Source organism: Citrobacter sp. Cpo142, assembly GCF_030332425.1.
Lineage (GTDB): Bacteria > Pseudomonadota > Gammaproteobacteria > Enterobacterales > Enterobacteriaceae > Citrobacter > Citrobacter portucalensis.
This window is the reverse complement of record NZ_JAOWHW010000147.1, coordinates 36,359-59,636: the sequence shown is the minus strand read 5'-3', so window position 1 is coordinate 59,636 and position 23,278 is coordinate 36,359. Positions and strand designations below refer to the sequence as shown.

The following is a 23,278-nucleotide window of genomic DNA, read 5'->3' as shown; positions in this document are numbered from 1 at the left end:
AAAATCGGCCCAGATCCGCGAAATTTTAATCAGCGAGTCAGCTTGGGAAGAAATGACCTGCTTATTCGCACCTTCCCTAATACTCTTGGGATTGAATTCTGGATTTAAACAAAGTTTGCCCGGTGACGTCATGTGACGATGCTTACTATTGCTGGTTAGCATAGCCACACCGCGCAACTGTTTGCATGGTAACTATTTTGAGAGGTGAGCAGAGAAAAATCTGATAATAGGCACTCTGCTAACAACAAAATATAACTTAATTTTTAGGGCTCAAACAGGGCCAATGAAATTAAAATAAGGGTACAGACGCAAGAAGAATTAGATACAGTAACAATGCGTTGAAATCAAACAACTTTATTTATCATTTTTCGAAACCTACCATAATTGGTATTTGGAAAATCAATCAAATACGTGCGTGAATAATTGTGTATTACTTTACCTGTTAATATATTTACCAACCTTGCGTACTATTGACAATATCAACCACAATCAATTATTTCCCCTTACAATATGCAAGCCTATTTGCATTACAAGCAACTGATAGAAGCATAATTTTTTGCACTTACCTTCCCCTCAGTCTTTCAGGTAATCTGGGCAAAGACGCCAACAGGGACTGAACAATGAAAATCGTTAACGCAGAAGAAGAGCACATCCACGCCATACGCGATATCTACGCCCACCATGTTATTCACGGTACCGGCAGCTTTGAAACTGACCCGCCGGATGCACACGAGATGCTTGCTCGTCTGGAAAAAATCCGCAGCCTCGGGCTGCCGTGGGTCGTCGCGCTGCAGGAAGATAAGGTCATCGGGTATTGCTACCTCACCCGCTACCGTGAACGTTATGCCTACCGCTATACCCTTGAGGATTCGATTTATATTGCTCCAACGGCTCAGCGTCAGGGTGTAGGAAAAGCCTTACTGCGTCATGTGATTGGCTGGGCTGAAGCACAGGGTTATCGGCAACTGATTGCCATCGTGGGCGACAGCAATAATCAGGGATCGCTGAAGGTCCATCAACAGGCCGGATTTACGCAAATCGGCACGCTAAAGAACATTGGCTTTAAACATGGACTCTGGCTTGATACGGTATTGCTACAACGTAATCTGGGTGAAGGTAACGGCACGCTACCACCGGATTCCGGTGTCGCTATCTAACGTTTTTAAGGATTAACTACAGGGAGAGAATTTTGGAGCGGGCGAAGGGGTTAGAACAACCCCGCCAATAACTTGAAAAATATAGAATTTTCAAGTTATATCTTAACTTATACCCCCAAAGATACCCCCAAAGCACAGAGGCTTTGAATTCAAGTAATTACCTTTGTCGATAAATCAGCAGGAAGCGAGATGATAGCAAATGGCAGGCATACTCGAAAGCAGCGACACCAGTAGCATCAGACTAATTACGATTTAATAAACCCAGATCGCGGCGGGCCCTCATGATATCAATATTCGTGAGATATGGCGTTTGTTCTTGCCAGCTAAACCCTCTGCGATCGATACGAACCAGTTCGTACTTTTCCACTAGAAAGTTAATGGCATTAGCGAGAGTGATACCGGCATCGAAATGTTCCTTTATAACGGTTTCATCACTGAACGGCGTATCGTTCAGGGTCAGACCATAGTGTTTTTCCAGTAGCCGTGTAAGAAGCAATTGCCAGACTGCAACGGGTGGCAGGCAGGGCTTCGCCGCCCGCGAAATTGTAGCCGGTAGAATTTTCATATTTGTTCTCGTGAAATTTGTTAGCGCTGAGTGGAATAAACAGCGACGTATACATAGCCACAACTGCCAAGGGTATCGGCTTCGCAGGTAAAACCGTTGTGGTACAGGGTGACGCAGTGGGCGTGGCGAGGATTCATTTCACCCGTGCTCAGCATGGATTCCATCCGGCTGATAAAATGCGGAAATGCCACATCCAGCTTAAGACATTCGGCATCACTGAACTTACCTGTGATACAGGCCCGGTCAGCCAGGTAGTGCAGCTGGTTGCCCTCCTGCACCAGACGTGTTCCCAGGCGCGGCGTGATATCGCGCTGCAGGCCCCAAATGATGTTGCTCATTACAGTTCTCCACAATTGTCAGTTCAGGGTGATGCTCATCAGGCAGGCATAAGGCCCGTTGCGGTCCTGGCGGCGTTCGGCGTACACAGCCAGGACTCCTGTGATATCCGGAACATCCCTGCCGGTGTAATGACAGACGCTACCGTGCCACTGATATTTTCCGGTGCAGTAGCGAAAGATTCGGGACTCAGGATGCTGGCGGTATATCGTCATTGCCCGGCGTTTACTGATAATTTTCATGTAATACCTCACAACAGACCGTGTTCTGCGAACGAATAGATTTGCCTGCCACCAACAATCAGATGGTCAGGAATACGGATATCCACCAGTTGAAGTACCTGAGTCAGTCGCTGCGTGAGGGCTTTGTCAGCCTGGCTGGGTGTCGTCTCGCCGGAAGGATGGTTATGCACCAGTATCACCGCCGCCGCATTGAAGTGCAGTGCACGTTTGACCACTTCCCGGGGATGGACCTCGGTGCGGTTAATCGTGCCACTAAAGAGCGTCTCATGGGCGATAAGCTGGTTCTGATTATCCAGATACAGCACCCGGAACTCTTCCCGCTCAAGTGCGGCCATATGCAGTCGCAACCACTCCCGAACGGCGTGAGTAGAGGTGAAGGCTACCCCTGGCTCATGCAGGTGCCGCTCCAGAGCCCTGAGCGCCCGCTGAATGAGACGCCGGTCCTGTGGCGTCATCTCGCCGGGTAAAAAGGAGAGCTGTTTCATCCTTTGTTCCTCCGTTCAGTCGATGATACGCAGAATGGCGTGAGCTTCAGGATGCTGCAGGGCATAGTCCCGCAAGCGATAATAGTGTGCGGTCATTGCGTCACACTCTGTGCGACAGGCGTGATGGCTGTATTCAATCATGCAGACCGCGATACCTGCGGCTTCCACGCTCATTTCCGCGCCATTGCCGTTCATGCTATTAAACAGATGCCATTTATCGCCACCGTCAGCATCAGGGGCCATAAACGCGCCGCCATTACTGAGCGTGTAAAAGGACCAGATACCACCGCTGTACTCATCACAAAAGCGCTCCATCCAGGCGAAAATACGCGGTTCCAGCGTTATCCACTGCGGGATAGTGCCAAAGTACAGCGGCCAGAAATCGAGACGCTGTTCGTCAGGTACTGGTGTTGCTGTAAGGGCAAATTGAGGTTCATTAGCGGGTACCAATTCGCATTGAGTTTGTGTCGTCATGGATTTTCTCCGTCAATAAAAACGCCAGCGACGATGGCTGGCGTATGGGAAATAAAGGACAGACAGGGATGATGAATGGGTGTGGTCAGGAGGAGGATGCTCTGAGCATGCCTGAGTTGCGGATATAACGGTTAAGCCCTTCACCGGCATCCGGTTCAAAGCACCACGCCCGCCAGATCATTCGACCTTCAGAGTCACGAACCACCAGGCGGAAGTGTGTGCCCTGGTCGTCTTCAATGCTGATGTTGCGATACCTGCGGGTAACCGCTTCGGCCTGCTGTCGGGTAAAAGGTCCCGGTGGCAGCATGTGAGATTCAGACATTCGATGTACCTTAAAAGCAAAAGCCCCTGACGCAGACGCGTCAGGGGCTTTGGGAATATGCGGGTGTGGGGAGATTGTCAGTAACCGGTTTGTACCTTATACAGCCGCAGGGTTTTGCTGCCCCGAACAATCTTCACATACAGGGCATTATCTTCCGCGCTGCGTACAAAACCGGCCTTCACATCGCCCTTACAGTCACCACCATCGTAAGGAACATTGATGCCGGTCTGGCGCACCAGGTCGATAATCCCGAAGCTTAAATCTTCACAGGCTGGGCCCGGCAGGTCCTGAATCAGGGCAAATTTATGGTCGTCGCTGACACCGGTCAGTGAGCACATGGACGTATTGATGTCGTTTCCCTGGCACCAGTACTCCTGGCCGGGATTGTCTTTATCCATCAGACTTGCCGGAAGCTGAGCGGCACCGGCACTGAAGGCGGCAAGTGACAGAATGAGGGCAGGTACAGCAGAGGTCATTATTTTCAGCATGGTCTTCTTCCTGAATTAATCCAGCCCGCTGTCGGGCAAAATGAGAGAGGTTGATATCGGGTGTTATCAGAAGCGCCGGTAGCGAAACAGCTCTTTGCCCTGGTAAAGTGCCACCAGGTCGTCATATTCCGGCTTCTTCTGGTTGGGTTTAAAGGTCACTACCGTGCCCGGACGGCACAGGTCTTTTACGGTGAGTCCGTATTTCTTGTCCGGAGTAATGGTGAATCCTTTCGACACATCGTTGCGCATGATAGTTATCCAGCCCCACAGGCCGCCTTCGCAGTCTTTAAAGGGTGCGGAACGCACCGTGACCATCCCGCCCAGGCGGTCAACAGACATGGCTTCGCATTTTCCGGTAACCTGACGATGCGCATCGCACCAGAAAATGTTCCCGTTGTTGTCATTAACTACAGCAGGGAGGGTCCGGTTATAAGGCTGAGCCTGAGCGCCCACACAGAGCAGAAGGCTGCCGGTAATACCCAGTACTTTAATCAGTGTTTTCATTACGTTGGTCCTAAACAGAGAAAGAATCAGGTAGCGGTCATTCAGGCCCAGACAGTCAGGGCCAGCATCAAAAGCCATACCCAGAAGTAAGCCGGTTTCTGACCGAGAGTTTTCGCCCGCCGCCACAGATAGAACGGCACCAGCCAGGCCAGTTTGCCGAACGTGGTGGTGTCCACTCCGGCCTTACGCAGGCGTCGTTCATCGAGATACCCCAGAGCAATATTGAGCAGCAGCGTGATAAACCAGTACTGCCCACCCGAGACGGCATCATATGCCTCGTCAAATGACATCCCGCTCAATCCTGCAGTCCACAACTCCAGCGCGTAGCCAATGAAGGGAGCAAATGCCAGCGTCCACACAACGCCACCCGGAATGCGGTTCCCCGGCAGCGCTGGTGGTGTGGTGCTCCGGAGCAGCGTCGAAGCCAGCGGAGTAGCGGAGACCGGCTGCCACTCTGCCATTCCCTGTCGCCACACCAGAGTGGATGCAGTCAGTTCACCGCGCATAATCAGGCTGGTGATGTCGTCTTCGGTCACATTGTCGTGGCGTATGCCATTTTTCTCGTAATGCCAGGTCATTGTTTTTCCTTCTTAACAGAGGTAATTAAATCAGTGTGTTGCCCGGCTCCTCCTCTGAGGGCCCAGGAGACAGGACTTCACGGATACAGCTGAAGTGCGGAAGGGCCCGGATAAAGCCCGCCTGTGTGGTTAACTGGCTGAGACGTTTTAGCGGGGTGAAAGTTGTATTGAGGACTGTCACCGCATGGATGGTCGCCAGTGGATGCACGGTGATATGCCCGTTAAGTTCACCGGTGAGGTACCAGCAGCCGTCGAGTGATATCAGGCGGTACGGGGCCAGTCCGTCACAGCGCTCTCCCTCAGCCAGCAGCAGTACCCGTTGGCAGGCGGTAATAGCACTGACGAGACGGTAGAACACCAGTGAGGTGGCCGGTGATATAGTCTGTGGCGGTTGCCACACCAGACAGGGCATCCCTCCTGCTGTGAGCAGCATGCCCGCCAGACGCCGGTCCAGCCCCGGAAAGATATCGGCCAGTCCGGACCGGTGAGCAAAGGTCAGCGCATCCAGCTCACCCTGTACGCCCCCACTGGTGCTGCGCAGGCGGCATTGCCCTCGTCGATACTCCAGGTCCAGATACATCAGCCGTTCGCGAAAATCCCGTCGCAGGGTACGGACTGACACACTAAACTCTGCAGCCAGCCGGGCCATGTTCAGCGTCTCACCGGCAACCAGGCGGCTGATTATCAGTGACAGCCTGACAGCCAGTCGGTCGTGACGGCGCTCTGCCTGTGTTATCTCAAATCTCCGTAATAATTAACTGACTGAATATGAAATGATTCTAAAGAGGGGGGCGGACAGGGTATGGACATGGAATGAACTATTTTTTATCTGCCACCGGAGGCAAGCCCAACGCGGCGCACCGTGAAATACGGTGATAAAACACTCAATCCAATGGAGGTAAAACGGACAGGGAGTGTCCTTTCCCAACATGCTGATAACAAGCTCAGGACTGAAACCCACTCAGCATCGCTTCCGCCATCACCCAGAGAGCCCGGTTGAGCTTCACATCGCCGTCGATACCACGCACGGCGCGGGTATGTGTTCGCCCACCTTTTGCACTCCGGCCACTGAGCCCGCCCTTAATCAGGTTCTCCTGAATACGCTGGTATGTGGTCCACAGGTCATTGCTCTCATCCTGCCAGCGGCGTGGGGAGAGTATCTGAGGTGCTGTCACCGGCTGGTGGTCCTCACCAAAACGGTACGTCAGTGCAGCCTGTGCCAGAGCCTGTTGTGCAGGTGGCGGCAGCATCAGCGACTGCATGGCATCCCGCTTCTCTTCCACACGGTCAAAAATACCCAGCACTTCATACGCCCCCTCAATCACCTGACTCACGACATCTCCTTTGTGCGGTACCCGCACCTCGCCGAACGATTCACCGCAGACAAGCCCGTTCTGGCATACCGCACGGAATAATCCCGGTAACATCTGATACGAGCTGGTGCCGTCATGAGAATTGAGCAGAATGATTTCTGGGACTTGCTTGCCAGTAATTTGTCCCTCCCGGCGCAGACGTAACATATGCTTTGTATGCTCGCGACGCCCTGGGTCACGCACCCGGGTCTGGCAGGCAAAGAAAGGCTGAAAGCCTTCACACTGCAGATTTTCAAGAACGGTAATGGTTGGTATCCAGGTATACCGTGCGCTACGAGACGCATGCTTCTCCTCGCTGAAGACACTGGGCACTACACGAAACAGCTCTTCCTGGGTTAACGGACGGTCACGACGAATAAGGTTTGCTGCGCCAAAGCGCGAAGCCAGACGGGTCATAAGCAGACTCCTCATGATGGAAAATTAAATACAAAAAGCCCCGCCGCAAAATCGCGGCAGGGCTCAGGAAACTACGGGTTAGAAGGGTTAATGTTCAGAAGAAGAAATTCCAGACTGCACGGGCGACTGATACCACGATGTCGCGCACAGACTGGATGACTGACCGAACCTGGGCCGGTATCAGGGGCATGGAACTTACTGTATCCAGTACCGAGCCGACCGTTTCACCAAAATCGTCACGGGCTTTTTTATTAACGGCATCGGTACGAAGTGGCGCACTGAGTTGTACTGCCACCTGACTACTGGCCTCCCGTGGCAAGCAACGAATCATCCGCTCAGCCATCATCCGCAGCCCCCACTGCAAACGTATCGACACCGCACAGACAGGGTTTACAGGTTGGAACAACTCATGCAGCAGACAGATTTTGAGGCTGATATTTCGTTTCTGCTCTGTAGACAGCTTTTCACCACCGCAGGTGGGTTCAACCTTGTCAGACTGGCTGATAACAAACAACACCTTATGCCGGTATGCTTCACCAATCACCTGCCGGTAAAAATGTTCATCTACGGCCAGCGCCCGATCATCACCCTTAATCAACCACAGAACCAGATCCAGCTGGGGGAGCTGTTTACGGTACAGCGTGGCATACTCTGTATCCCGGCGCTCAGACTCCCCGACGCCGGGTAAATCCACCAGCGTCATAAAGCGCTTCCCCACTTGCAGGCGAAAGCGTAAGGGTTCGCGTGTGCAGGCGGTCACATCGCTGACCGGTGAAATCTCACCGGTAAACAGGGCATTACATAAGCTGCTCTTGCCCGAGCCAGTTTTACCCATGATGCCAATCACCGGCTCATAGTCAGTAAGCTGATTTATCTGCTGCAGAATACGCTCTGATGCCCAGTGCGGCAGGTTAGAAAGCGAATGCTGCAGTGACTGTAAACCTTCAAATTGATTCATTACTGCTCCTCTGAAATGAAAACAAAAAAGGCAAGACCGTGAGGTTCTGCCTTTAATGAGGTATGTTCAGGGGAATGATATATATCTGAATATTTTTAGAATGCTGATAGGCCGTTCTGTGCCAGAAGCGGACTTTTTAAAAATATTGCGTGCCCAACAATTGGGCGCAGGTCACATCAAGTACCCTCAGAATTATAGAGAATACCTGAAATTTTTGTAGAGCGAGGTTTGTTACCCTGCCCGACCAGCGACATGTGGTTAGTTTAGTGATCAGAAATGTCGAGCGTTTGGTCGTTCATTGACGCGGGATCTTCCAACGGTTCCACATGAGTGGTGATATGGATAAAAGGCAGTGCGGTGCGGATATCATTCTCTATACGCTCGGCCCAGTCGTGCCCATATTGAACAGTCCATCGCCCAGGAACTAGGATGTGCATTGTCATAAACGCCCGCCCGCCAGCCTGGCGTGTACGTAGTGCATGGAAATCAAGCCCCTGTTCACGATATCCTGCCAGCAGTGACTCGATTTTTTTGAGTTCTTCCGTGGGTAGCGATACGTCCATCAGACCTGCAGCTGAACGACTCATAAGCTGATAACCAGTCCAAACGATGTTGGCTGCGACCAGCAATGCAACGATCGGATCGACCCAAAACCAGCCGGTCAGATAAACCAGTCCGACACCAAAAATGACACCGACCGACGTCCAGACATCGGTCAGCAGGTGATGAGCATCTGCCTCAAGAGTGATAGAGTTGTGCTGCCTGCCAGCCCTTAACAAAATGCGAGCCGTCACAAAATTAAGGATTGATGCGACTGTTGAAACCAGTAATCCGAGACCAATCTCCTCAAGCGGCTGTGGAGTTAACATCCGCTCAACTGCGGTATAGGCGATACTGGCTGCCGCCAATAGGATCAGAAATCCTTCGAAAGCACTCGAGAAATATTCGGCTTTGCCGTGCCCATATGCATGGTTCTCATCGGCCGGAAGCGCAGCCAAGGTCAGCATCCAGAGCGCCATTAGGGCTCCTGCGAGGTTAACTACGGATTCGATGGCATCAGATAGCAGACCGACCGAACCGGTCATTTTCCACGCCACACCTTTGAGTCCGATAGTGGCAATAGCCGTGGCAATGGAAAGCCAAGCGTAGTGCGTCAGCGGACGAGGTAACCCTTTTGTTTTAGTCATTATTAACTTCCTAAAATAGGACGACTAACTCACATTTCTATCCATGATAGATAATTAAACAATCATTTCGCCATGAATATTTTTTCGTTTTTATTAAATTTAATTAAAAAGTCTCTGCAAGTGCTGTTTCATCTTCTAGTAAACTAAATTTTATTTTTAGGGTTTTCTTCAACTTGAAGTAATATTATCTCACAACAGATTAGTCACTTAGGTTAACTGAGCGGCTTTTATATTTTTCAATTAAAATATGCAAAACTCCCATTGCACCATGTGCATAAAAATAGACCTCAATGAAAGTAGTAAAGAACTTATGCCAGTGGATTACTGTTTCAGCCAGATTTGACTGCATGGTATTCAACAAGAACCATAGGCCACCTGAAAGTGCTACAATTAGCAATGCTAGAACTCCAAATCCTTGGATTGTACTGGCAATACCTCCCGAATGTGCATCGGGCAGTCGGAAACTAGTCAACGTTTTTATATCTTGCTTAATACCACTAAAGTCAAGCCCTACCCATGAAAAATAATAAGTAAAACCTCTTTGAGTAAGCATCCAACTTAACATAATAAAACCACAAATAATCAGTCCTAACCCTGAAATAATGTGCATCCAGGTTATAACTCCTTCAAGACTATGTTCACCAATTGCTTCGGTCTCTGTCAGATTAGAGTTAATAATTTGTGATAATATTAGAAATGCCACAATGATGTGAAGAATACGAAAAAAAGGAGCGTAATCATGGGGTAATAGATTCCAGAGTCGCAATTTCATTAATGAGTCCTTAGTAAATTTATCGATGATCTTAATCATACAAAAGAATTATTAGGATAACCTTAATTCTTAAAATTGCAGCAGGCATTAGTTCACCTCTGATATGGCCACTTGCGAAATGGGAATGGTAACTGTTATTACTATGTGTTTACTTGCTGTTCTTGTTACGCAGCCCCTTAAACACATTACTTTCAAATATGATTTCCTGCTGGGTTTAAATATGTGTCTTTCTATAGTGCGGCAACCTATTTTTACACCAACTCATGAATTAAATAAGAATCATAAATTAAATGAGAGGTTTAATTCTCTTGCTTAACGCGATGATATTAAATGGAAATTTTAATTTTTGTAATTTATTAAACAGTTAGAATGAGACATGGTAAATACGATCTTCCTTTAGATAATTCTGATAGCACTTTTTCTACTGGGCAGTCTGCAATGTCCGCTTCTCGCTCACAACGGACCTTCAGCTCAGTTAGTTCTAACCGCTTCGTGCTGTGAGTTCAACGGGTCTATGCAACCTGAATACGGGGCACTTGATGGTTATATCGCCCGGCAGGATGACGATATCGACTGGCCGCTGAAGCGCGATAATCCGACAGAAGATCATGGCTATGCAGCATTCATTTCGGAGAAAATTACTGGAGGTCGCTCTGATGGCTATTAACGGTAAGAGCTGGATTTTTCTGGGGCTCACTATTTCTCCTTTTGCTACGCCCGACCCTTTGGTGAAGTCAGTACTGAAAAATATTCACGAAACACTGGGTAATGCCGGATATTTCTTCATTGCTTTCCATGCGGCAGCGGCGTTGCTTCATCACTATGTCCAGAAGGACAACACACTATGTAGAATGCTTCCTGATCACAACAAGCCGATTTAATTTGTGTTTCTGCCGGGGGAGCGTCTTCCCGGCAGCAATATTGCTGCCCTCAACGCTTCGTTATATCCCCTGTAGCCCTGGTTCATGTCAGACAGAATGCCTGCAGCTCAGTACTGTATATTCTTTATCACATTGCTGACTTTCACCTGCACAAGGTAATTCAACCTAGATGAGTCTGAGGTTGCCACGGGATAGATGAAAACGCATGGCATGGCAGGAACAAGAATCAACGTTACTTTTTGTCCTGGTAAACCACTGTGATGTTGTCTGGTTTTCTTAACGTCGGGGCCGTAGCAGGGTCAATCAGGTACACAGGTACTATCACGGCATTTTTCCCACTAAACAGAATTGGCACCCAGCAATGAACACGTGGGTCTCCTGTCGTCTCCGGGATACCACTTGTACCGTATGACATAAGATCAACCACATTAATAAAAAGCGCCTTACCTATATCAAAGAAAAACTCGTTAAAAACCACATCTTTTGCCAGCAAAATTACAGCATCACCTGCTGCCAGTTTTATTGGGGATGAAGAGTGTCCAGAGGTTTCAACATCAGCAAAAATAATCCTTTCGGTATAGATAAAACAGGCATAGCGGGCATCCTGTTCTGATCTTTCCAGGAGCGACTGACAGAACTCTTTGATATGTCGATTTTCGACCCTGCCAACTGCATTATCCCGACGGAGGTGTCGCTTATGTTCGCGAACATGCACCTTGCCATTGACGCTGTCAAAGTCGTACCCTTTTCCAACCTGAAGCTTACTCTCCCAGATCTCCATACAATACTTTTCAGCAGCTACAACATTTCTTCGGCGAGGCAAATCCTGCTGGTAGACACCAGACAGTAGCCGGGCCTTAAGTTCGTCCGCAAGCTGATAATAGCGATTAATATCTTTCAGTACCGGAACGGTGGCATCCAGCAATGTGGAAATAACCTGCGATCGTGAGATCTTCTGTTTTTTGCTGTATTCATCCACAACACGCAGAGTCTCAGAATTGGTTACATTGAAAGTGATTCGTTCTGACATGCCAATCACCTATTAAGCATTTTAGAAAAAGTGCATAACAATTAACCTTAAACACCTTTATTATCAACAAGTTTATTCTATTGCTCTTTCTCTTTAGTTATCAATTCATAGTAACATGCTCTCACGTAAAAATACTGAATATGATGCTGTCAGGACAGCCTGGATACCAGGAGCGAACATTTGGGTTTTTAGTATAATTAAGGTCTTCATGTTTTAAGAACTTCCTCTTCATATCCCCTTCCCCAGTGATCCGCTTACCCCGTCTGTATATCTTCTGTCCCCACAGTACTGCTCAGTAAACAGAAATACTGTGACTTTCCTGCATAAAAATTACATATCACCACCTTCCTTTGTACACACACTACAGAGGATTAAATCATGGACTTTCCCTGGCCCTGGAATCGCAAATACACAATGAACTGGTTCCTGTTGTCGTTACTGAACCACCATCTTGATCAGCTACTGGAACGTTACTCCCGCCTTCAGCCCCTCAGACTCGATGTGTTCTATCAGAATGACACATGGCGTTATAACCATCACGGATGGTACGAGACAGAAAGGGAGGTACGCCAGTTAACAGAACATCTGATGTTAGAGAGCAACATCGTGGGCCACTTCTGGGTACTGGAGTGTACTTCCCGACACAAATGCCATGCCCATATCGTGATGTATCTTGATGGTCACCATAACCAGGCCACCTTTCCGGTGGCTGAACAGGCGGGGGCTGCCTGGCAGAAGATTACACAGGGTGAGGGGTACCACAATCGCTGTGATCCCAAGAAGTGCTACGAAGCCGATATCACCCGCCCCGTCAATTACGATGATGCTGCAGCCATCGACAACCTGCGCTACATCATCAGCTATCTCGCCAAGGAGAAATCAAAATACGGGCAGACTTACTACGGGGCCAACGAGGTACCACCCGCGAGTGGACTGGGCAGACCGCGAGGGCTTCGATAAAACGACGCACTTTTTTACGTCAGTTCCGGTTGTTATGCCGGAGAAGGGTACAGTGATTCATCACACGACTCCGGTACTTACTTAGCTACCGGAGAATCTCACCATGGCAATTAAACCTTCCCTGCTTGAAGATCAGTTCGTTGATATGACTTTCATCACCCGCCTGCTGGGGGTCAGTGATAAGTGGATTTACCGACTCATCAAAGATGGCATATTTCCAAAACCCATCAAACTGGGGCGAAGTTCACGATGGCTACAGAGTGAAGTGGAAGCCTGGCTACAGGCGAGAATCCACGAATCACGCAGCTAAATACCTCTCCTTACATATCACTTTCCTGACAGGCAAACTCTTTATCCTCTCATAGCGGAGGTTTGCGGCTGCCTGTCATTCAGTATCCAGGGATAATCCACCATGAAAGAGACAAAGACGCGATATAACAGTTTGCTGGTCAGCTATCAACGTTGGCTAAACGGGTTCACAAAACTGGCCATCATAAATGGCATGTGTCATCCCAATATTCAGGCCAGCCACCATCTGATGGTGGGCAGTCTGTACTTTCCCGGCGCAGGGCAGATGACTGCAGTGGTACCACAGTGCCTTTACCGACTGATTTACGGAAGTCAGCATCCAGAGCCAGTGTCGGTATTGACTGATATGCAAATCAGCCTTGAGACAAGGCAAAAAACTTTACTGCACCACCCAATGTTGGAAGGGATATTACTGAGTGAATGTATCCGCCTCAAACAACGCCCACTGGCAAATAGGCTGATTAGCCTGTTACACCAATTCAGTTCACCGGAGCATCGCCACAAACTGGTCTGGCTATGTTGGTACGATTTGATGATGGGTGCGACGCTGGAAGACTGGTTGGATAACCTGAAACGTAAGGCACCTGAAGATCTAGGCTTGTGGCTGGTTGGACGGCAGGAGGAAAACATATCCCTCACGCAAATGATGGATGAATATCTGCTATTTACCGGCCACTAATATCAGTTCCGATCTGTGCCTAACCGTTTTACTCCTGGGAAAAAGAGCAGAGCTACTCCCCACTTTTTCTCAATGATGCTCCCCCTTTATCCAAAATGTTCAGGGGCAAGGCCCATTCACTATTGGTATTTATTGGAAGATACGATATTATTCTATAATTCCGGAAATATAGAAATGAGATATAAATGGAGCTTTCGAAAGCAGCAGAAACCCTGAAAGAGCTGGGTCATCCTACGCGCCTAAGCGTATACAGAGAGCTGGTTAAAGCCGGGCATGAAGGGCTACCGGTTGGCGAACTGCAGAAGCGGCTCGAAATCCCAGCGTCTACGTTGAGCCATCATCTTTCCTCGTTGATATCAGTTTCTTTGGTACGCCAGGAACGTCAGGGCAGAACGCTTTTTTGCCACGCTCGATATGAAAACCTTGAGGCTCTGATTGCCTTCCTGACAGAAGAATGCTGCTCAGGGACTAACGACTGCCTCCCCCTGCCCCAGAAGACGGAGAAGTAAAATGACAGGTGATCTTAAGAATGTTGATTCGGGTTTGTTCGACACCTCAATCACAGAGGCAAGATTCGGTGTTCCTGCCGTTCCCCATCCTCCACGTATCCTCATGTTGTACGGCTCTGTGCGCGAACGTTCCTACAGCCGACTGGCAACGGAAGAAGCGGCAAGGTTACTGACCGCCATGGGCGCAGAAGTGCGGATCTTCAATCCTTCTGGCTTGCCTCTTCCTGATGATGCGCCTGACTCGCATCCTAAAGTCATGGAACTGCGCGAGCTGGTTCGTTGGTCCGAAGGGATGGTGTGGTGTTCCCCTGAACGCCATGGTGCGATGACCGGCATCATGAAAGCCCAGATTGATTGGATACCGTTATCAGAAGGCGCTGTTCGCCCTTCGCAGGGTAAGACTCTGGCCGTTATGCAGGTCTGCGGTGGCTCTCAGTCTTTCAATGCCGTAAACCAGATGCGCATTCTTGGCCGCTGGATGCGGATGATCACCATCCCGAATCAGTCCTCTGTGGCAAAAGCCTGGCAGGAATTTGATGAAGATGGACGAATGAAACCGTCGTCTTATTACGACCGGATCGTGGATGTGATGGAAGAACTGGTGAAATTTACTCTGCTGACCCGAGGTAACTCAGCCTATCTCGTTGATCGCTACAGCGAACGAAAAGAGTCTGCAGAAGAACTTTCACGGCGGGTTAATCAGAGCAAAATTTGAGGGCTGGTATGAGTGATGTAACGGCATTCAACAACTGCATGAGCGTGTTCTGGCGGCAACATGAAGCCGAACTCTCTCGCTTTCTGACATCTAAGACAGGTGATAGCGAAAAAGCAGCAGACCTTCTGCAAGAGCTATTCCTGCGTGCCCGCGCTCATTCAGACAGTTTCTGCGAAATGGAGAATCCGCGAGCCTGGCTGTATCGGGCGGCGAGGAATCTGCTGATTGATGAGTACCGCACCACCAGGGAATTCGTTGAGCTGGAAGATGATGCCCCATTCACTGATGCATCCCCTGATGCAATCTCAACGCTGGATATTTGCCTGCCTGAAACATTGCAGGCATTACCTGAAGATGAGCGGTGGTTGATTGAAGAATCCGACCTTAACCGGCGTCCCCAGCAGTCCCTGGCCGATGAACTGGGAATCACGCTTACGGCGTTTAAATCCCGACTACTTCGGGCCAGAAAACACCTGAAAGAGACGATGACAGAACTTTGTCAGATTGAGGCGGATGACACGTCTTCCGTCTGCTGCCACAAAAAAATGAATTAATCGCGCATCTTTTCCCCACCACCTTCGTTTACCTCAGTGTAAAGCCAAATGACTAAACACTGAGGTAAACAGTCCATGTCAAAAATTGAGATCTTTGAAGCAGCAGGCTGCTGTGCAACCAGCAGCGTTGTAGTCAGTGACGAAGCCGTCAAATGGAACGCCAGCGCCGAATGGGCGAAAAAGAATGACGTTGATATACAGCGCTACAGCCTTGCGAAGAACCCGCAGCAGTTCCTGAATTCGCCGGTCATTAAAGAGTTTCTGAACACATCAGGGATGGAGTCTCTCCCTGTCACCTTGCTCGACGGCAAACTCGTGATGGCAGGCAAACTCCCGACTCGTGAAGATATCGCCCGTTGGGCAGGTATTCCGCTTAGTCAGGACTGGAGTGAAGACAGCACGCAACCACGCTGCTGCAGCATTCCACGTATGCCTTAATTCCAGAGGAGCAATCACTGATGAATATGCCATTTTTAAAAGACATTCCCCCGTTCATCTTCTTCACTGGCAAAGGTGGCGTGGGTAAAACATCCCTGGCCTGTGCTACTGCGGTATGGCTGGCCGATCAGGGTAAGAGAACGCTTCTGGTGAGTACCGATCCGGCTTCCAATGTCGGCCAAGTCTTTAGCCAGACTATCGGCCACCGAATCACAGATATCAGTACCGTAGAAAATCTTGCCGCGATGGAAGTTGATCCGATGGCTGCAGCACAGGCATATCGTGACCGAGTACTCGACCCGGTTCGCGGGCTGATGCCAGCCGATGTGGTCAGCAGCATTGAAGAACAGCTCTCCGGTTCATGCACTACGGAAATCGCGGCATTTGATGAGTTTACTGGTCTTCTTACCAACCATGAGTTGCGGGAAAAGTATGACCATATCGTATTTGATACTGCGCCAACCGGTCATACCATCCGTATGCTTGAGTTGCCGGGGGCCTGGAGCGGTTATCTCGAAGCGAACCCTGATGCCGCCGCTAACCTCGGGCCGCTGGTGGGGCTGGAGAAACAACAGCACCAGTACTCAGACGCGGTTAAGGCGCTGTCTGATGCAGCTCTCACGCGCTTGGTTCTGGTTGCCCGAGCCCAAGCTTCAACACTGAAAGAAGTCTCTCATACGCACGATGAGCTTTCTGCTATCGGTTTGCAGCATCAACACCTTGCCATTAATGGCGTGCTGCCGCCGTTTGCGGGTGAAAATGATCCACTGGCGCAAAGTATTCTGGCTCGAGAAGAAAAAGCATTACAGGCAATGCCAGAGAACCTGGCGAACCTTCCCCGCTCGCAGCTGTATCTGAAGCCATTTAATCTGGTCGGTCTGGAAGCGCTGCGTCAGTTATTTACGGAGAACAAAGCCTCGCTGCCGCTCCCTGCTACCACGCTGAATACTTTGGATTTACCGAAACTTGCCTCACTGGTAGATGAACTCAGCCTGACAGGTAAAGGTCTGGTAATGGCAATGGGTAAAGGTGGCGTGGGCAAAACGACTGTTGCAGCTTCGATCGCGGTATCGCTGGCAAAACGCGGTCATAAAGTCCATCTGACGACGTCCGATCCGGCAGCACATCTGTCTTATACGCTGGATGGCTCGCTGCCAAACCTTCAGGTCAGCCGTATCGATCCGAAGGTGGAGACAGAGCGCTATCGCCGCTTTGTGCTGGAAAATCAGGGCAAAGGATTAGACGCTGAGGGACTAGCAGTGCTGGAGGAAGATCTCCGCTCGCCATGTACTGAAGAGATCGCCGTGTTTCAGGCATTCTCGCGGATCATCAAAGAGGCAGACGATCATTTTGTTATTATGGACACCGCGCCAACAGGTCACACACTTCTGCTACTGGATGCAACAGGAGCCTATCACCGGGAAATGGTGCGTCAGATGGGGCAAACACATGACCATGTGATGACGCCAATGATGCAATTGCAGGACCCGGAGAAGACAAAGGTTATTATCGTGACGCTTGCCGAAACGACACCGGTACTTGAAGCGGCGAACCTACAGCAGGATTTACGTCGCGCTGGCATCGAGCCATGGGCATGGGTTGTGAATAACAGCCTGGCGGCAGCTGAACCGTCTTCACCTTTCCTGAAGACCAGGGCGAACCGCGAGTTGCCTCTCATCTCTGATGTGGAAGAGCAGTATGCAAAGCGTATTGCATTAACTGCGTTACAGAGCGAAGAGCCGGTAGGTATTGACCTACTGAAAGAAATGGCTAAGTAACCATGAAGGGGGCAAATGCCCCCTTCATTTTTATTTCAGTCTTTTACCTGCATCATTAACGACTTTTTCACCATCTTCTTTGGTGAAAGCCCCTTTCTGAGATTCTGGCAGGATATCCAGAACGACTTCAGAAGGACGGCAAAGTTTAGTTCCCAGTGGCGTCACTACAATCGGACGGTTAATCAGGATCGGATGTTGCAACATAAAATCGATTAGCTGGTCGTCAGTAAATTTATCATCTGCAAGACCCAGTTCCTCATACGGTTCGACGTTCTTACGCAGCAAAGCCCGGACGGAAATGCCCATATCTGCAATGAGTTTGACCAGCTCATCGCGTGAAGGTGGGGTCTCAAGGTAAAGAATAACAGTCGGCTCATTACCGCTGTTGCGGATCATCTCCAGCGTGTTACGCGACGTGCCGCAGGCCGGGTTGTGATAAATAGTGATGTTGCTCATATCAGTATCTCATTACAAAGTGAAAGAGAGACGTAGCGCCAGCGCTGCCAGCGTTACAAACAGCACAGGCAGAGTCATGACGATCCCGGTGCGGAAATAGTATCCCCAGGTGATGGTCATATTCTTCTGTGAAAGGACATGCAGCCAGAGCAGCGTTGCCAGGCTACCAATAGGTGTAATTTTCGGGCCCAGATCGCAGCCAATCACGTTGGCGTAGATCATCGCTTCTTTGATAACGCCTGTTGCAGTGCTGCCATCAATAGAGAGAGCGCCAACCAGCACGGTAGGCATGTTGTTCATGATGGAAGACAGGAAAGCCGTCAGGAAGCCAGTACCAAGCGTCGCAACCCAGAGTCCTTTATCCGCCAGTACGTTCAGCACACCTGAAAGGTATTCGGTTAGCCCAGCGTTGCGCAGACCGTAGACCACCAGGTACATCCCCAATGAGAAGATGACAATCTGCCATGGCGCACCGCGAAGCACTTTGCCAGTGTTAATGGCATGGCCTCGTTTCGCCACCGCAAACAGAATGACAGCTCCTACAGCAGCAATCGCGCTGACCGGGATACCCACCGGCTCAAGGACAAAAAAGCCAACCAGAAGAAGGATCAACACTATCCATCCGGTTCTGAAGGTTGCCAGATCTTTAATAGCTTTTGCAGGTGCTTTCAGGAGAGCCAGGTCGTAAGTCGGCGGAATATCTTTGCGGAAGAACAGATGCAGCATCACCAGCGTGGCGATAATAGCGGCAATATCCACCGGCACCATTACCGACGCATACTCAGTGAAGCCCAGCCCAAAGAAGTCTGCAGAAACGATGTTAACCAGGTTGGACACGATAAGCGGCAGACTGGCCGTATCGGCAATAAACCCGGCGGCCATGACAAATGCCAGCGTAGTACCTTTACTGAAACCTAATGCAAGCAGCATGGCGATGACAATTGGAGTAAGAATCAATGCCGCACCATCGTTGGCAAACAATGCCGCCACCGCTGCACCTAGCAGGACGATATACGTAAAGAGCAAACGGCCACGACCGTTACCCCAGCGTGAAACATGCAATGCCGCCCATTCGAAAAAGCCGGATTCATCGAGCAGCAGGCTGATGATAATCACCGCAATAAAGGTCGCTGTCGCGTTCCAGACGATATTCCACACCACCGGAATATCGCTTACATGCACAACGCCAGATATCAAAGCCAGTCCTGCGCCTAGCATTGCACTCCAGCCGATCCCTAATCCCTTCGGTTGCCAGATAACCAAAACAATGGTCAGGACAAAAATAGCGCCTGCCAGTAACATACATCCTCCTGACAGGGCGGTTCTACCGCCCTGTAAAAACAAAAAATTAACTCGCCAACTCTCTGAGTTTTTCAATACCGGCTGGCTCAGAAGCCAGTACCGGAACGAGCGCTATACGGTTAGCGTGCTGATTCTTAACAGCCTCAATCTGAGGCTGTTCCTGCTGGGCGCGCTGGCAAAGCAACGGAGAACTCGTATCCGCAATGGAAAGGCTGTTATTGATAATCCAGCCCCACGGATGAATCCCCGCACGCTCAAGATCGGACTGCAGGTTTGCCGCTTCCAGTACCGGTGTGGTTTCAGGCAGAGTGACCAGCAGGACTTTGGTGCGTTCCGGGTCCTGAAGCTGCATCATTGGGGTAGTAAAATGACCTTTACTCCCCATTTTTTTGGCAATCTCTCGGTGGTAAGCCCCGGTCGCATCAAGCAGTAATAGCGTATGCCCGGTAGGTGCCGTATCCATGACCACAAACCGTTTGCCTGCTTCACGGATTACGCGTGAGAACGCCTGGAACACCGCAATCTCTTCCGTGCAAGGAGAACGTAAATCCTCTTCGAGCAGCCGTTTCCCTGCCTCATCCAGATCCCTGCCTTTCGTCTCAAGAACATGCTGACGATAGCGTTCAGTTTCATCGTGAGGGTTGATTCGGCTGACCTGCAGATTTTTGTGGCTGCCATTCAACGTTGTACTCAGGTGTGCAGCAGGATCTGAGGTAGTGAGATGCACATCAAAACCCTTATCTGCCAAACTGACGGCGATAGCCGCAGCCATTGTGGTTTTACCCACACCGCCTTTACCCATCAGCATAATCAGACCGTGTTCACTGCGAGCGATATCATCAACCAGGCCAGAGAGCGATAAGTTTTCAGGCGTGTACTGGATGTTCGTTACCGGGAGCGGTAATGCCTCAGAACCGGTATCCAGAAGTCCCTTCAATGCTGAAACACCAACCATATTGACTGGCTGTAGTAATAGGGTATCTGTCGGTAGCCCAGATAAACCGGCAGGAAGATTTGCCAGTGCCTCCTGCTCACGTTGCCATATCGCAGCGGCCAGGGCGTCATGTTCAGCTTCGGCTTTAGGCAGCACACCATTAATCACCAGGTATTGGTTTTTCAGGCCAATTGCGGCGAGTTCTTCATGGGTGCGGGCGACTTCCTGCAGCGTAGATTTTTGCAGTCGCGCAACCAGAACCAGGCGGGTACGTTCAGGATCGGATAACGCCTCTACCGCATGAGCATACTGCTCACGCTGCTTTTCCAGCCCGGCCATTGGGCCAAGACAGGAAGCACCATCCGGGTTACTTTCAATGAAGCTACTCCAGGCACCGGGAAGCTGGAGAAGGCGAATCGTGTGGCCCGTCGGCGCTGTATCAAAAATGATGTGATCGAAGCGGGTCAGCAGGGAAGCGTCTGTCAATAAGCCGGTGAACTCATCAAACGCCGCAATCTCAGTGGTACAGGCTCCTGAAAGCTGCTCGCTGATACTGTTAACAACGTCATCAGGCAAAAGACCTTTGATAGGATCAACGATTCTGGAGCGGTATTGTTTGGCGGCTTCCTGCGGGTCGATTTCCAGAGCGGAAAGTCCAGGAACTGCTGCCACAGGGCGAATGGTATTACCGATAGCCTGATCGAACACCTGACCGACATTGGAGGCTGGGTCAGTACTGACCAGCAAAACCCGCTTACCCTGTTCAGCAAGGCGGATAGCCGTCGCGCAGGAAATAGAAGTTTTTCCTACACCACCCTTGCCGGTAAAAAACAGGTAAGGCGGGATATTCTGTAAGAATTTCATATGTCCTCCTGACATATTCAGCAACAGGAAGTATTACCACCACAGCAGCTGGTGGGAGCTAACCCTACCTTCTCCAGCGGAATACCGAACCAGCGAGCCAGCTCAGCGCGTTTTGGGTATCGCCCTGCCATCACCGTTTCACCGTCCAATAGCAGTAACGGAAGACCTTCTGCTCCAGATGCTTCGAGGAATGCTTTCGCTTTCTCATTCTGAACAAAGCTCATGGGCTGCTGCGCCAGGTTGTAACGTTCAACCTGTACACCACGTCCTTTCAGCCACTGCACATCAGCAGAAAAATCAACCAGAACCTGATCGACATCTGAGCCACATACGCCGGTACTGCAGCACATTGCCGGGTCAAACACCGTTAACGTCTTCATTCTGAATACCTCACATTTGGAAAAACATATATGTTCAGGCAAATTTTTTAGATGCAAACAGCCTTACCGCTACCAGAGCAGTTTGCCGATGCCAGCTTACGGGCGATGGCCTGTACATCGTCCTGTTGGCTTAACCAGGCCTGCTCAATCACCTGAGCAGCCCAGAATGGAATATGCGGGGATAAGCGATAATGAACCCATTTCCCCTGCTTGCGATCCAGCAATAGACCGCTTTCCCGGAGCATTGCCAGATGGCGGGAGATCTTGGGCTGCGACTGATCCAGCGCTGTACAGAGATCGCACACGCACAGCTCTCCCATCTCTCTGAGCAGCAACACGATGCCCAAACGGGTTTCATCGGAGAGGTTTTTGAAGAGTGGTAATGCTGATAATTGTGGCATAAGCCCTCCTGCTATTATCTCGCAGTTTCTCTCTATAACAGTGCAATGTCAAAAAATATATTTGAATTTCCATATATGAAAGAAGCAAAGCTTCTCTCTACGTCTAGTATGGACAGCGAGATAATCTAGAGTAACCTCTTATACTAGGAAGCCCTGAAGACATCCACAGGGCACATTCTGTTAGAGTTAATATTAAGCTGGAGGTAGCGCCCAAAGTTCTTCAAGGTTCACATCGTCGCTGCTGGGTCGATGCTGTTTCAGCAGCGGGTCAATTTTCAATATCATTGGAAGATCAAAAGCGGTTCCAGTGACTACGCAGCAGCCCTTGGCTAGAGTCGGTATGAGAGCCTTAGAACTGGAATCTAACGTGCTAATTGTATTGTCTAATAGCATAAGGTCGCGATCGTTAACCAATCGGTGTATGAAGAAATTGTGAATCTGGGAAACAATAGTAGGTGAAATATCTGCAGGCCGCTGACTAGATAGTGTGAGGTATACGCCATACTTGCGTCCCTCCTTAATTATTTCTTCAAAGAGTTCAAGCCGGTAGTCTTTCCAGATTTCATGCTCACGGGTGGACTGCTCTGACAAAATATTGTGTGCCTCATCAATGATAAGGTGCAGAGTCCGGCTTGGAGGGCTTTTAAGATTCTCTGCATCTTTATGATTTGTGTAGAAATTTTTGGCTACAAGCAGTGGCAAGATCTTTTTTATCTCATTCTTGCATTTCTTTAAAGAGATGACATGTAAGAGATGCGGAGGTTGTGGCACATCAACGATTTCAAGAACATTACGCAGAGCCGATATAGATGATTTGGCCCTAGCTAGCACCGGTTGAATGTGTTCGTATTGGGCATAGCCAAATACAACATCTGAACAGAGTTGGAGGTAGCACCGCAATATTAGTTCGTCGAATTGATCAATTCCATCTAAATTAACACTCTCATCAATAATGGGTTTGATATTCGCGTCAAATCCATTGCCATTTGAATTATAGTACGTGCCGCTGGCATGCTTAAAATACTTATCTTTATTGTAATAAATAATTCCTTTTAAATGTTCTTGAAGCAATTCGCAGTCAATCATGCGTGCAATTTCACGGCTCAAATCCAAAGCATCTGATTTCGCTTCACCTGTACTAAAAACTTTTTCAAAAACCTTTTCTACATACTGACCTGCTCCCCGTTGATTAGTACACCCCGATGTTAGTAATGTCTTCATAAGCCACATGAGGACATCCCCATGAAGAAG

General features: G+C 49.6%; 31 protein-coding genes and 1 pseudogene. 11 read left to right on the top strand and 21 right to left on the bottom strand.

The window, feature by feature from the left end:
* Positions 1–620 precede the first annotated feature (620 nt).
* Positions 621–1,157 carry a GNAT family N-acetyltransferase gene (locus OGY18_RS24945; RefSeq protein WP_191236024.1) on the top strand — a complete coding sequence of 179 codons (537 nt, stop codon included), beginning with the start codon at positions 621–623 and terminating at the stop codon, positions 1,155–1,157.
* A gap of 241 nt (positions 1,158–1,398) precedes the next feature.
* Here OGY18_RS24945 and OGY18_RS24940 read toward each other — a convergent pair whose 3' ends face one another.
* From OGY18_RS24940 to OGY18_RS24875, 14 genes are all read right to left on the bottom strand, one after another.
* Positions 1,399–1,722, bottom strand: a complete 324-nt coding sequence (locus tag OGY18_RS24940; protein WP_000698542.1) for a TA system toxin CbtA family protein — start codon at positions 1,720–1,722, stop codon at positions 1,399–1,401.
* Positions 1,723–1,742: 20 nt separating this feature from the next.
* Positions 1,743–2,060, bottom strand: coding sequence for a type IV toxin-antitoxin system YeeU family antitoxin (locus OGY18_RS24935; protein WP_000065326.1), 318 nt, complete (start codon positions 2,058–2,060; stop codon positions 1,743–1,745).
* A gap of 18 nt (positions 2,061–2,078) precedes the next feature.
* Positions 2,079–2,300 carry a DUF987 domain-containing protein gene (locus tag OGY18_RS24930; RefSeq protein ID WP_000691995.1) on the bottom strand — a complete coding sequence of 74 codons (222 nt, stop codon included), beginning with the start codon at positions 2,298–2,300 and terminating at the stop codon, positions 2,079–2,081.
* 8 nt (positions 2,301–2,308) lie between these two features.
* Entirely contained in the window at positions 2,309–2,785 is a 477-nt protein-coding gene (locus OGY18_RS24925) for a JAB domain-containing protein (protein WP_000811694.1), read from the bottom strand.
* A 15-nt stretch (positions 2,786–2,800) separates the two neighbouring features.
* The gene (locus OGY18_RS24920; RefSeq protein WP_016538084.1) at positions 2,801–3,259 is read right to left on the bottom strand and encodes an antirestriction protein; all 459 of its coding nucleotides are present in this window, start codon (positions 3,257–3,259) and stop codon (positions 2,801–2,803) included.
* Between the two features lie 85 nt (positions 3,260–3,344).
* Entirely contained in the window at positions 3,345–3,581 is a 237-nt protein-coding gene (locus OGY18_RS24915; RefSeq protein WP_000004273.1) for a DUF905 domain-containing protein, read from the bottom strand.
* 77 nt (positions 3,582–3,658) lie between these two features.
* Positions 3,659–4,069, bottom strand: coding sequence for a hypothetical protein (locus OGY18_RS24910; RefSeq protein ID WP_000912997.1), 411 nt, complete (start codon positions 4,067–4,069; stop codon positions 3,659–3,661).
* A 66-nt stretch (positions 4,070–4,135) separates the two neighbouring features.
* Complete coding sequence (locus tag OGY18_RS24905; RefSeq protein WP_024198335.1) at positions 4,136–4,573, bottom strand: hypothetical protein; 438 nt, start codon at positions 4,571–4,573, stop codon at positions 4,136–4,138.
* Between the two features lie 41 nt (positions 4,574–4,614).
* Positions 4,615–5,151 (bottom strand): DUF4339 domain-containing protein, encoded by a 537-nt coding sequence (locus tag OGY18_RS24900; RefSeq protein WP_000219797.1) that lies wholly within the window; start codon positions 5,149–5,151, stop codon positions 4,615–4,617.
* A 25-nt stretch (positions 5,152–5,176) separates the two neighbouring features.
* Positions 5,177–5,887 carry a hypothetical protein gene (locus OGY18_RS24895; RefSeq protein WP_024198336.1) on the bottom strand — a complete coding sequence of 237 codons (711 nt, stop codon included), beginning with the start codon at positions 5,885–5,887 and terminating at the stop codon, positions 5,177–5,179.
* Between the two features lie 208 nt (positions 5,888–6,095).
* On the bottom strand, positions 6,096–6,920 hold the full coding sequence (locus tag OGY18_RS24890) for a DUF932 domain-containing protein (protein ID WP_000197385.1): 825 nt from the start codon (positions 6,918–6,920) through the stop codon (positions 6,096–6,098).
* Positions 6,921–7,014: 94 nt separating this feature from the next.
* A complete protein-coding gene (locus tag OGY18_RS24885) occupies positions 7,015–7,878 on the bottom strand; it encodes a GTPase family protein (protein WP_001071225.1) in 864 nt (287 codons plus the stop codon).
* 263 nt (positions 7,879–8,141) lie between these two features.
* Positions 8,142–9,065 (bottom strand): cation diffusion facilitator family transporter, encoded by a 924-nt coding sequence (locus OGY18_RS24880; RefSeq protein WP_000167917.1) that lies wholly within the window; start codon positions 9,063–9,065, stop codon positions 8,142–8,144.
* A gap of 199 nt (positions 9,066–9,264) precedes the next feature.
* Positions 9,265–9,837 carry a cytochrome b/b6 domain-containing protein gene (locus OGY18_RS24875; RefSeq protein ID WP_001515348.1) on the bottom strand — a complete coding sequence of 191 codons (573 nt, stop codon included), beginning with the start codon at positions 9,835–9,837 and terminating at the stop codon, positions 9,265–9,267.
* Positions 9,838–10,351: 514 nt separating this feature from the next.
* Here OGY18_RS24875 and OGY18_RS24870 point away from each other — a divergent pair.
* Both OGY18_RS24870 and OGY18_RS24865 read left to right on the top strand, forming a co-directional pair.
* Complete coding sequence (locus OGY18_RS24870; RefSeq protein WP_156123960.1) at positions 10,352–10,504, top strand: hypothetical protein; 153 nt, start codon at positions 10,352–10,354, stop codon at positions 10,502–10,504.
* Positions 10,476–10,718 (top strand): annotated as a pseudogene (locus tag OGY18_RS24865) (cytochrome b/b6 domain-containing protein); the annotation flags it as partial. The gene OGY18_RS24870 and the pseudogene OGY18_RS24865, both read left to right, overlap by 29 nt.
* A 232-nt stretch (positions 10,719–10,950) precedes the next feature.
* Here OGY18_RS24865 and OGY18_RS24860 read toward each other — a convergent pair.
* On the bottom strand, positions 10,951–11,748 hold the full coding sequence (locus OGY18_RS24860; RefSeq protein ID WP_000003883.1) for a YagM family protein: 798 nt from the start codon (positions 11,746–11,748) through the stop codon (positions 10,951–10,953).
* Between the two features lie 378 nt (positions 11,749–12,126).
* Between OGY18_RS24860 and OGY18_RS24855 the strand changes: the two genes are divergently transcribed.
* The 8 genes from OGY18_RS24855 to arsA (OGY18_RS24820) all read left to right on the top strand — a co-directional run bounded on the left by OGY18_RS24855 (position 12,127) and on the right by arsA (OGY18_RS24820) (position 17,690).
* Positions 12,127–12,708 (top strand): YagK/YfjJ domain-containing protein, encoded by a 582-nt coding sequence (locus OGY18_RS24855; RefSeq protein WP_000347296.1) that lies wholly within the window; start codon positions 12,127–12,129, stop codon positions 12,706–12,708.
* A 103-nt stretch (positions 12,709–12,811) separates the two neighbouring features.
* Positions 12,812–13,018, top strand: a complete 207-nt coding sequence (locus tag OGY18_RS24850) for a helix-turn-helix transcriptional regulator (RefSeq protein WP_000985661.1) — start codon at positions 12,812–12,814, stop codon at positions 13,016–13,018.
* A gap of 102 nt (positions 13,019–13,120) precedes the next feature.
* Positions 13,121–13,696, top strand: coding sequence for a hypothetical protein (locus tag OGY18_RS24845; RefSeq protein ID WP_000665320.1), 576 nt, complete (start codon positions 13,121–13,123; stop codon positions 13,694–13,696).
* 185 nt (positions 13,697–13,881) lie between these two features.
* Positions 13,882–14,205: an ArsR/SmtB family transcription factor gene (locus OGY18_RS24840; protein ID WP_000423544.1), complete on the top strand. Its 324-nt coding sequence runs from the start codon at positions 13,882–13,884 to the stop codon at positions 14,203–14,205.
* A 1-nt stretch (position 14,206) separates the two neighbouring features.
* On the top strand, positions 14,207–14,920 hold the full coding sequence (gene arsH, locus OGY18_RS24835) for an arsenical resistance protein ArsH (RefSeq protein ID WP_000145398.1): 714 nt from the start codon (positions 14,207–14,209) through the stop codon (positions 14,918–14,920).
* 8 nt (positions 14,921–14,928) lie between these two features.
* Positions 14,929–15,474: a sigma-70 family RNA polymerase sigma factor gene (locus OGY18_RS24830; RefSeq protein WP_001286343.1), complete on the top strand. Its 546-nt coding sequence runs from the start codon at positions 14,929–14,931 to the stop codon at positions 15,472–15,474.
* 75 nt (positions 15,475–15,549) lie between these two features.
* Positions 15,550–15,912 (top strand): arsenic metallochaperone ArsD family protein, encoded by a 363-nt coding sequence (locus OGY18_RS24825; RefSeq protein WP_000034287.1) that lies wholly within the window; start codon positions 15,550–15,552, stop codon positions 15,910–15,912.
* Positions 15,913–15,932: 20 nt separating this feature from the next.
* Positions 15,933–17,690 carry an arsenical pump-driving ATPase gene (arsA, locus tag OGY18_RS24820; protein ID WP_001057013.1) on the top strand — a complete coding sequence of 586 codons (1,758 nt, stop codon included), beginning with the start codon at positions 15,933–15,935 and terminating at the stop codon, positions 17,688–17,690.
* A gap of 30 nt (positions 17,691–17,720) precedes the next feature.
* On the opposite strand, the gene arsC is transcribed toward arsA (OGY18_RS24820), so the two are convergent.
* The 6 genes from arsC to OGY18_RS24790 form a co-directional block, all read right to left on the bottom strand.
* The gene (gene arsC / locus OGY18_RS24815; RefSeq protein ID WP_000065761.1) at positions 17,721–18,146 is read right to left on the bottom strand and encodes a glutaredoxin-dependent arsenate reductase; all 426 of its coding nucleotides are present in this window, start codon (positions 18,144–18,146) and stop codon (positions 17,721–17,723) included.
* Positions 18,147–18,158: 12 nt separating this feature from the next.
* On the bottom strand, positions 18,159–19,448 hold the full coding sequence (arsB, locus tag OGY18_RS24810; protein WP_016538086.1) for an arsenite efflux transporter membrane subunit ArsB: 1,290 nt from the start codon (positions 19,446–19,448) through the stop codon (positions 18,159–18,161).
* Positions 19,449–19,494: 46 nt separating this feature from the next.
* Positions 19,495–21,246 carry an arsenite efflux transporter ATPase subunit ArsA gene (arsA, locus tag OGY18_RS24805; protein ID WP_016538087.1) on the bottom strand — a complete coding sequence of 584 codons (1,752 nt, stop codon included), beginning with the start codon at positions 21,244–21,246 and terminating at the stop codon, positions 19,495–19,497.
* Between the two features lie 17 nt (positions 21,247–21,263).
* Positions 21,264–21,626: an arsenite efflux transporter metallochaperone ArsD gene (arsD, locus tag OGY18_RS24800; RefSeq protein WP_000855179.1), complete on the bottom strand. Its 363-nt coding sequence runs from the start codon at positions 21,624–21,626 to the stop codon at positions 21,264–21,266.
* Between the two features lie 47 nt (positions 21,627–21,673).
* Entirely contained in the window at positions 21,674–22,027 is a 354-nt protein-coding gene (gene arsR, locus OGY18_RS24795) for an As(III)-sensing metalloregulatory transcriptional repressor ArsR (RefSeq protein ID WP_270154255.1), read from the bottom strand.
* 192 nt (positions 22,028–22,219) lie between these two features.
* On the bottom strand, positions 22,220–23,278 hold a 1,059-nt coding region (locus OGY18_RS24790; protein ID WP_286554679.1), incomplete at its 5' end, for an ATP-binding protein.

What these genes read in the sequence shown, in the direction of transcription:
- OGY18_RS24925 (WP_000811694.1), bottom strand. Translation starts at nt 2,785, where the DNA reads ATGAAACAGCTCTCCTTTTTACCCGGCGAGATGACGCCACAGGACCGG.
- arsD (WP_000855179.1), bottom strand. Translation starts at nt 21,626, where the DNA reads ATGAAGACGTTAACGGTGTTTGACCCGGCAATGTGCTGCAGTACCGGC.
- arsA (WP_016538087.1), bottom strand. Translation starts at nt 21,246, where the DNA reads ATGAAATTCTTACAGAATATCCCGCCTTACCTGTTTTTTACCGGCAAG.
- OGY18_RS24840 (WP_000423544.1), top strand. Translation starts at nt 13,882, where the DNA reads ATGGAGCTTTCGAAAGCAGCAGAAACCCTGAAAGAGCTGGGTCATCCT.
- OGY18_RS24825 (WP_000034287.1), top strand. Translation starts at nt 15,550, where the DNA reads ATGTCAAAAATTGAGATCTTTGAAGCAGCAGGCTGCTGTGCAACCAGC.
- arsC (WP_000065761.1), bottom strand. Translation starts at nt 18,146, where the DNA reads ATGAGCAACATCACTATTTATCACAACCCGGCCTGCGGCACGTCGCGT.
- OGY18_RS24875 (WP_001515348.1), bottom strand. Translation starts at nt 9,837, where the DNA reads ATGAAATTGCGACTCTGGAATCTATTACCCCATGATTACGCTCCTTTT.
- arsH (WP_000145398.1), top strand. Translation starts at nt 14,207, where the DNA reads ATGACAGGTGATCTTAAGAATGTTGATTCGGGTTTGTTCGACACCTCA.
- OGY18_RS24915 (WP_000004273.1), bottom strand. Translation starts at nt 3,581, where the DNA reads ATGTCTGAATCTCACATGCTGCCACCGGGACCTTTTACCCGACAGCAG.
- OGY18_RS24930 (WP_000691995.1), bottom strand. Translation starts at nt 2,300, where the DNA reads ATGAAAATTATCAGTAAACGCCGGGCAATGACGATATACCGCCAGCAT.
- OGY18_RS24900 (WP_000219797.1), bottom strand. Translation starts at nt 5,151, where the DNA reads ATGACCTGGCATTACGAGAAAAATGGCATACGCCACGACAATGTGACC.
- arsB (WP_016538086.1), bottom strand. Translation starts at nt 19,448, where the DNA reads ATGTTACTGGCAGGCGCTATTTTTGTCCTGACCATTGTTTTGGTTATC.
- OGY18_RS24945 (WP_191236024.1), top strand. Translation starts at nt 621, where the DNA reads ATGAAAATCGTTAACGCAGAAGAAGAGCACATCCACGCCATACGCGAT.
- OGY18_RS24885 (WP_001071225.1), bottom strand. Translation starts at nt 7,878, where the DNA reads ATGAATCAATTTGAAGGTTTACAGTCACTGCAGCATTCGCTTTCTAAC.
- OGY18_RS24935 (WP_000065326.1), bottom strand. Translation starts at nt 2,060, where the DNA reads ATGAGCAACATCATTTGGGGCCTGCAGCGCGATATCACGCCGCGCCTG.
- OGY18_RS24830 (WP_001286343.1), top strand. Translation starts at nt 14,929, where the DNA reads ATGAGTGATGTAACGGCATTCAACAACTGCATGAGCGTGTTCTGGCGG.
- OGY18_RS24920 (WP_016538084.1), bottom strand. Translation starts at nt 3,259, where the DNA reads ATGACGACACAAACTCAATGCGAATTGGTACCCGCTAATGAACCTCAA.
- OGY18_RS24845 (WP_000665320.1), top strand. Translation starts at nt 13,121, where the DNA reads ATGAAAGAGACAAAGACGCGATATAACAGTTTGCTGGTCAGCTATCAA.
- OGY18_RS24860 (WP_000003883.1), bottom strand. Translation starts at nt 11,748, where the DNA reads ATGTCAGAACGAATCACTTTCAATGTAACCAATTCTGAGACTCTGCGT.
- OGY18_RS24910 (WP_000912997.1), bottom strand. Translation starts at nt 4,069, where the DNA reads ATGCTGAAAATAATGACCTCTGCTGTACCTGCCCTCATTCTGTCACTT.
- OGY18_RS24905 (WP_024198335.1), bottom strand. Translation starts at nt 4,573, where the DNA reads ATGAAAACACTGATTAAAGTACTGGGTATTACCGGCAGCCTTCTGCTC.
- OGY18_RS24890 (WP_000197385.1), bottom strand. Translation starts at nt 6,920, where the DNA reads ATGACCCGTCTGGCTTCGCGCTTTGGCGCAGCAAACCTTATTCGTCGT.
- OGY18_RS24855 (WP_000347296.1), top strand. Translation starts at nt 12,127, where the DNA reads ATGGACTTTCCCTGGCCCTGGAATCGCAAATACACAATGAACTGGTTC.
- arsA (WP_001057013.1), top strand. Translation starts at nt 15,933, where the DNA reads ATGAATATGCCATTTTTAAAAGACATTCCCCCGTTCATCTTCTTCACT.
- OGY18_RS24880 (WP_000167917.1), bottom strand. Translation starts at nt 9,065, where the DNA reads ATGACTAAAACAAAAGGGTTACCTCGTCCGCTGACGCACTACGCTTGG.
- OGY18_RS24940 (WP_000698542.1), bottom strand. Translation starts at nt 1,722, where the DNA reads ATGAAAATTCTACCGGCTACAATTTCGCGGGCGGCGAAGCCCTGCCTG.
- OGY18_RS24870 (WP_156123960.1), top strand. Translation starts at nt 10,352, where the DNA reads ATGCAACCTGAATACGGGGCACTTGATGGTTATATCGCCCGGCAGGAT.
- OGY18_RS24850 (WP_000985661.1), top strand. Translation starts at nt 12,812, where the DNA reads ATGGCAATTAAACCTTCCCTGCTTGAAGATCAGTTCGTTGATATGACT.
- arsR (WP_270154255.1), bottom strand. Translation starts at nt 22,027, where the DNA reads ATGCCACAATTATCAGCATTACCACTCTTCAAAAACCTCTCCGATGAA.